This is a genomic window from Bacteroides sp. An51A (assembly GCF_002161565.1).
GTDB classification, from domain to species: Bacteria; Bacteroidota; Bacteroidia; order Bacteroidales; family Bacteroidaceae; genus Phocaeicola; species Phocaeicola intestinalis.
In genome coordinates, this window is the sequence record NZ_NFIC01000011.1 from 70,001 (window position 1) to 76,308 (window position 6,308).

Sequence of the window (6,308 nt, forward strand, 5' to 3'; positions counted from 1 at the left end):
ATTTCTTCGTAGATTTAATTCTTTTTCGTAACTTCGCGCTGATTAAGAAAATATTAAAGATAATGACGAAACAGCTATTGAAACCTGATTACATCTTTGAATCAAGTTGGGAAGTATGTAATAAGGTAGGTGGAATTTACACCGTACTATCAACAAGGGCAAAAACCTTGCAAGCTGCATTTCCGGATCGAATTTTCTTTATCGGCCCGGATGTTTGGAGAGGTAAGGATAATCCTTTGTTTACCGAAGATGAAAAGGCACTACAAGGTTGGCGTGAGTACGCTACTTTGAATGAAGGATTGAAGGTGAGAGTGGGACATTGGAACATTCCTGGGCATCCAATTTCAATCTTGGTGGATTTTACACCATTTTATGCTCAAAAGAATGAGATTTATACGCAAGCCTGGCTTGATTTTAATGTGGATTCGCTTCATGCGTATGGTGATTATGACGAGGCTTCTATGTTTTCTTATGCTGCCGGTAAGGTTGTAGAAAGTTTCTATCGTTATAATTTGGGTGCTAAAGACAAGGTGGTTTATCAGGCTCATGAGTGGATGACAGGTCTTGGAGCATTGTATATTCAGAAGAAAGTCCCTGAGATTGCAACGATATTTACAACACATGCCACTTCAATCGGACGATCGATTGCAGGTAATAACAAGCCGTTGTATGATTACCTTTTTGCATATAATGGTGATCAAATGGCAGAAGAGTTGAATATGCAATCGAAACATTCGATAGAAAAGCAGACTGCTCATCATGTGGATTGTTTTACTACAGTGAGTGAAATTACAAACAATGAATGCCGTGAATTGTTGGATAAGCCGGCTGATGTCATTCTGATGAATGGTTTTGAGGATGACTTTGTCCCGAAAGGAAAAAAATTTGATGAAAAACGCAAGCATGCCCGTAAGGTGATGCTGAATATGGCCAATAAGCTGCTAGGTACTGAACTGGATGATGATACTATGATTATAGGCACAAGCGGCAGGTATGAATTTAAGAATAAAGGTATTAATGTCTATTTGGAATCGCTTAACCGATTGACCCGTGACAAAAATCTCAAAAAAGAAGTTTTAGCTTTTATAAATGTTCCAGGTTGGGTAGGAGAGGCCCGTGAGGATTTGTTGGAGCGTTTAAGTTCTGACAAAACTTATGACATGCCATTGGAAGTTCCTTTTATTACTCATTGGCTGCATAATATGACACATGATCAGGTTTTGGACATGTTGAAGTATTTGAATATGTCGAATGCTGCTGATACGAAAGTAAAAGTTATCTTTGTGCCGTGTTATCTGGATGGAAAGGATGGTATATTGAATGAATCATATTATGATTTGTTGATAGGCATGGATTTGAGTGTTTATCCTTCTTATTATGAACCATGGGGTTATACTCCATTGGAGAGCGTTGCTTTTCATGTGCCTACCATTACAACTGACTTGGCGGGATTCGGTCTATGGGTGAACTCGGTAGTGAATCATTCAGGAACTTTGCAAGATGGTGTGAAAGTCATTCATCGTACAGATTATAATTATTCTGAAGTCGCTGATTCGATAAAAGATACTGTAACTGAATTTTCAGCATTGTCGAATCAGGCAATTGAAAATATACGTGAACATGCGGCAATAATTGCCGAAAAGGCTTTGTGGAAACATTTTATCCAATATTATTATGAAGCATACGATGTTGCTTTGCGTAATGCAAGGCAGCGTCTTTCTCAGAGTAACGACAATAACTAAAATTCATTTACACACTAAAATTAAACAATATGAAAGTCAAGACTAATTATGCTAACACTCCAGCCTGGAGAGAGGTTAATGTAAAATCTCGTATTCCGGAACCTTTGAAGATGTTGGAAAGAATGGCTCGTAATATTTGGTGGGCCTGGAATGATGAAGCGACAGAGATGTTTAAAGAATTGGATCCGGAATTGTGGCAAGTTGTTGGTCAAAATCCGGTAGCATTATTGGAACGTCTAAGTTATGAAAAATTGGAAGACTTATCAAATGATAAGGCTACATTGAAGAAAATCAATGAGGTATATTCCAAGTTTGAAGCATATATGAATGTGAAGCCAGATGCTTCGCGTCCTTCTGTAGCCTATTTCTGTATGGAATATGGTTTAACTCATGTCTTGAAAATCTATTCTGGCGGTTTGGGTATTTTGGCAGGCGACTATCTGAAGGAGGCTTCAGATAGCAATGTAGATATGTGTGGTATAGGTTTCTTGTATCGTTATGGTTATTTCAAACAAAGCTTGTCGATGGACGGGCAGCAGATAGCCAACTATGAAGCCCAGAATTTTGGAAGCCTGCCTTTGGAGCGCGTCAATGACGAAGAAGGAAAACCCTTGGTTCTTGATGTTCCATATTTGAATTATTATGTGCACGCTTATGTTTGGAGAGTAAATGTAGGCCGTGTACCTTTGTATCTGTTGGATACAGATAATGAAATGAACAGTGAATATGACCGTCCGATTACATACCAGTTGTATGGAGGTGATTGGGAAAACCGATTGAAACAGGAAATCCTCTTGGGTATTGGAGGTGTCTTGTTGCTGGAGAGACTGGGTATCAAGAAAGACGTTTATCACTGCAATGAAGGACATGCGGCATTGTGCAATGTGCAGCGTCTGTGCGACTATGTGGAAAGCGGTATGACTTTTGATGAAGCCCTGGAAATCGTGCGTGCTTCTTCTTTGTATACAGTACATACTCCGGTGCCGGCCGGTCACGACTATTTCGATGAAGGTCTGTTTGGTAAATACATGGGTGGATATCCCCAACGTATGGGTATCACTTGGGATGAACTGATGGATTTAGGACGCATCAATCCTGGCGATCATAATGAGCGTTTCTGTATGTCAACGTTTGCATGCAATACATGTCAGGAAGTAAATGGTGTGAGCTGGTTGCATGGAAAGGTTTCACAAGAAATGTTCTCTGGCATTTGGAAAGGATACTTTGCTGAAGAAAATCATGTAGGTTATGTGACCAATGGTGTGCATTTCCCCACATGGTGTGCTTCTGAATGGAAGAAATTGTATAACAAATATTTTGATCCGAATTTCTTGAACGATCAGTCTAATCCGAAAATTTGGGAAGCTATCTACAATGTACCCGATGAGGAAATCTGGAAAACTCGTTTAGGGTTGAAAAACAAATTGATTGATTATATTCGCGAACAGTTCCGCAAGAACTGGCTGAAGAATCAGGGTAATCCGGCATTGATTGTATCTTTACTGGATAAAATCAATCCGAATGCATTGACAATCGGTTTCGCTCGCCGTTTCGCTACTTACAAGCGTGCTCATCTGTTGTTCAGCGATTTGGATCGTTTGTCGAAGATTGTAAATAATCCTGACTATCCGGTACAATTCTTGTTTGCCGGCAAGGCACATCCGCATGATGGTGCCGGACAAGGTCTGATTAAGCGTATCATTGAGATTTCAAACCGTCCTGAATTCTTGGGTAAAATTATTTTCTTGCAAGATTATGATATGAAGTTGGCACGTCGTCTGGTTTCAGGTGTTGATATTTGGATGAATACGCCGACTCGTCCGTTGGAAGCTTCGGGTACATCCGGTGAGAAAGCATTGATGAACGGTGTCGTAAATTTCTCTGTTCTTGATGGATGGTGGTTGGAAGGTTATCGTGAAGGTGCCGGATGGGCATTGACCGAAAAACGTACTTATCAGAATCAAGAATATCAGGACCAATTGGATGCAGCTACCATTTATAGTTTGCTGGAAACCGAAATCCTTCCGTTGTATTATGCACGAAATAAGAAAGGTTATTCAGAAGGTTGGGTACGGACCATCAAGAATTCTATCGCACAAATTGCTCCTCATTATACCATGAAGAGACAGTTGGATGATTATTATGCCAAGTTCTATGGAAAAGAAGCTGAAAGATTCCATGCTTTGGAAGCTGATAACTATGCGAAGTTGAAAGCTTTGGCTGCATGGAAAGAAGAAGTGGCAGCCAAATGGGATTCTATTCAGGTAGTATCGATGGATAAGTGTGAAGAATTGCGTCAAGGCAATGTGGAAAGTGGCAAAGATTATACCATTACTTGCGTTGTTGATGAAAAGGGACTTAACGATGCAGTGGGGGTAGAAATGGTAGTTACTTATACAAATGCAGAAGGCAAGGAATATATTTACAGTGTAGTTCCGATGGAACTCGTGAAACGTGAAGGCAATCTGTATACATTCAAGTTGGATTATAGTATTTCGAATGCAGGAAGCTTCAAGGTAGCATATCGTATGTATCCAAAGAATATCGATTTGCCCCACCGTCAGGATTTCTGCTACGTGCGTTGGTTTAACGAATAATCTGTTATTGAACCAATAAAGACATGTGAGCCGGCTGTTTCTTCAAAAGGAACGGCCGGCTTTTTGATGTAGTACGCTCGGCATGAGCATTGTCTAACGGGTGTAAGTCCCGAGTGAGCCCTAATAGCGGGAATCACATAGCCCAAGGCAAGGGTGTCCATCGCGAGGTGGAATCTGAAGGAAGCCGGCGGCAAACATCTGGTCTAACGAACAGAAACTTCATACAAGGCATTTGACCGTGGGTAAGGTTTCTACACAAACCAAAGCCCGATAGCTATTCGGAACGGTCGGTGTAAATGAAGTAGGCATAAGATGGAAAGACAATGCCCTTATCCGAGGAGGTCTCACGGACGCATGGCGAAGACGTACCCATTCGATGTGCCCTGACGGAGTAAAGCTTGCCGTGAGAAGTCAGCAGAGGTTATAGTACCTAAGACACGTGTGTCTATGGGGAAGGACCGAATCGCGCAGTGCAATAGTAAATGACTGCTACCCTTGAGACTCTTTTGTAGTCAGATGTCCGAAAGGAGCTTCCCTACTCACCACGATAGGACGGAATCCGACAATAGAGTAGGAGTGACGCTAGTCCGAGGGATGGCTGAAAACAACTTGCCACACATCGTGAGATGAGAAAGCGCGAAACCGCCGTATGCGGAACCGCTTGTACGGTGGTGTGGGAGGTCGGTAAATGTGAAAGTAGGAGGCAAATGCCTTTCTATGATTAGCATTTACCTCCTACCCGATTGCTCGGCATGAGTATTAGCTAACGGGTGCAAGTCCCTAATGAGCCCTAATAGCGGGAATCATACAGCCCAAAGCAAGGGTGTCCATCGCGAGTTGGAATCTGAAAGAAGCTTGCGGCAAACATCTGGTCTGACGGACAGAAACTTCATATAAGGCATAAGACTGTGGGTAAGGTTGCATCACAAATCAAAGCCCTATAGCTATTCGGAACAGTCAATGTAAATGAAGCAGACATAAGATGGAAAGTTAATACCCTTATCCGAGGAGGTCTCACGGACGCATGATAATAGTGAAAAAGAAATCGAAATCAGCGGAGTAAAGCTTGTCGTGAGAAGTCAGCAGATGTCATAGTAGCAAACGTGTCGAAGAGTTTGTGAAGGACTGAACCTAATAATTAAACGATAGTAATTGAAACATACCTAATGAGAGAACGAATGCAGAAAACATTATCTAAAGTTAATGGCTGCCCTCAAAGAGACAGGTCGGAAACCGAATGGTATGGGGGAGTGCAGACTTTCATGTGGATGTGTGAAGACAACATCGTGGAAGTACCATTCGACAATGAACACCTTTTCGAGCAAATCCTGAGTCCTGCCAATCTTAATCGAGCCTATAAGGCAGTGATTGGTAACAAGGGCTGTGGCGGTATCGACAAGATGTCATGTGAACAATTGTTTTCATGGCTATCAGCCAATAAAGATTCGCTCATCCGTTCCTTGATGGACGGTTCTTACCGTCCGAACCCCGTCAAAAGGGTAGAAATCCCGAAGGACAATGGCAAGATGCGCCTTTTAGGAATCCCCACCGTGGTAGACCGTTTGGTGCAACAAGCCATTAACCAGGTTCTGACCCCTATCTATGAGTGCCAATTCTCGAGGAGAAGCTACGGCTTCCGTCCAAGAAGAGGTTGTCATGACGCACTGCGAGGGGCGCAAGAAATAATCAATGCAGGCTACATATATGTAGTAGACCTTGACCTCGAGCGCTTCTTCGATACCGTGAATCATAGCAAACTCATAGAAATCCTCAGCCGTACTATTAAAGACGGCAGAGTTGTCAGTCTAATACACAAATATCTCCGAAGCGGTGTAATGAACAAAGGTCTGTTCGAAGCGAGCGAGGAAGGAACTCCCCAAGGAGGACCACTGAGTCCTTTGTTGAGTAATATTATGCTTAATGAGTTGGACAAGGAACTCGAACGCAGAGGGCTTCCTTTTGTTCGCTA

At 42.2% G+C, this 6,308-nt stretch carries 3 protein-coding genes; all 3 read left to right on the forward strand.

Annotated features, from left to right (window positions below):
- Nucleotides 1-62 precede the first annotated feature (62 nt).
- Nucleotides 63-1,742: a glycogen/starch synthase gene (locus B5G04_RS17410; RefSeq protein WP_087213387.1), complete on the forward strand. Its 1,680-nt coding sequence runs from the start codon at nucleotides 63-65 to the stop codon at nucleotides 1,740-1,742.
- 29 nt (nucleotides 1,743-1,771) lie between these two features.
- Nucleotides 1,772-4,339 carry an alpha-glucan family phosphorylase gene (glgP, locus tag B5G04_RS17415; protein ID WP_087213384.1) on the forward strand — a complete coding sequence of 856 codons (2,568 nt, stop codon included), beginning with the start codon at nucleotides 1,772-1,774 and terminating at the stop codon, nucleotides 4,337-4,339.
- A gap of 1,166 nt (nucleotides 4,340-5,505) precedes the next feature.
- The coding region (locus B5G04_RS17420) for a reverse transcriptase domain-containing protein (RefSeq protein ID WP_255395974.1) at nucleotides 5,506-6,308 on the forward strand (803 nt) is incomplete at its 3' end.

What these genes read in the sequence shown, in the direction of transcription:
- B5G04_RS17410 (WP_087213387.1), top strand. Translation starts at nt 63, where the DNA reads ATGACGAAACAGCTATTGAAACCTGATTACATCTTTGAATCAAGTTGG.
- glgP (WP_087213384.1), top strand. Translation starts at nt 1,772, where the DNA reads ATGAAAGTCAAGACTAATTATGCTAACACTCCAGCCTGGAGAGAGGTT.